Source organism: Neisseria sp. P0022.S009 (genome assembly GCF_051956675.1).
Classification (GTDB): domain Bacteria; phylum Pseudomonadota; class Gammaproteobacteria; order Burkholderiales; family Neisseriaceae; genus Neisseria.
The window spans coordinates 1-447 of sequence record NZ_JBQCXE010000068.1; the positions used below are offsets into that span (position 1 = coordinate 1).

1 protein-coding gene is annotated in these 447 nt (G+C 53.2%); it reads left to right on the plus strand.

The window, feature by feature from the left end; genetic code table 11:
• On the plus strand, positions 1-447 hold a 447-nt coding region (locus ACTHUG_RS11475; protein ID WP_440422298.1), incomplete at both ends, for an OmpP1/FadL family transporter.

A 447-nucleotide genomic window follows, 5' to 3' on the forward strand; every position in this document is an offset into this window, starting at 1 on the left:
CAATCCGTTAATGCACAAGGCACGGCCAACGCCGCCGCCGCCGAAGCCGCCGATGCATCAACCCTTTTCTACAACCCGGCCGGTTTGAGCAAACTTGACAGCAGCCAAATTTCCGTCAACGCCAATATCGTTTTCCCAAGCCTTCACTATGAGGCGGAATCTGCAAAACACTTCCGCACGGGTGCCGATGTCAGCGGTTCGACCAGCGGCAAAATTACCGAAACCACCGTTGCTCCGCATATCTATGGCGCGTACAAAGCCAGCGATGATGTCACTTTGGGTTTGGGCGTGTACGTTCCCTTCGGCTCTGCAACCGAATATGAAAAAGATTCCGTATTGCGCCACAACATCAACAAACTAGGTTTGACCACCATTGCCATCGAGCCGGTAGTCGCATGGAAACTGAATGAGCAGCACGCAGTCGGTGCCGGTTTGATTGCCCAATAT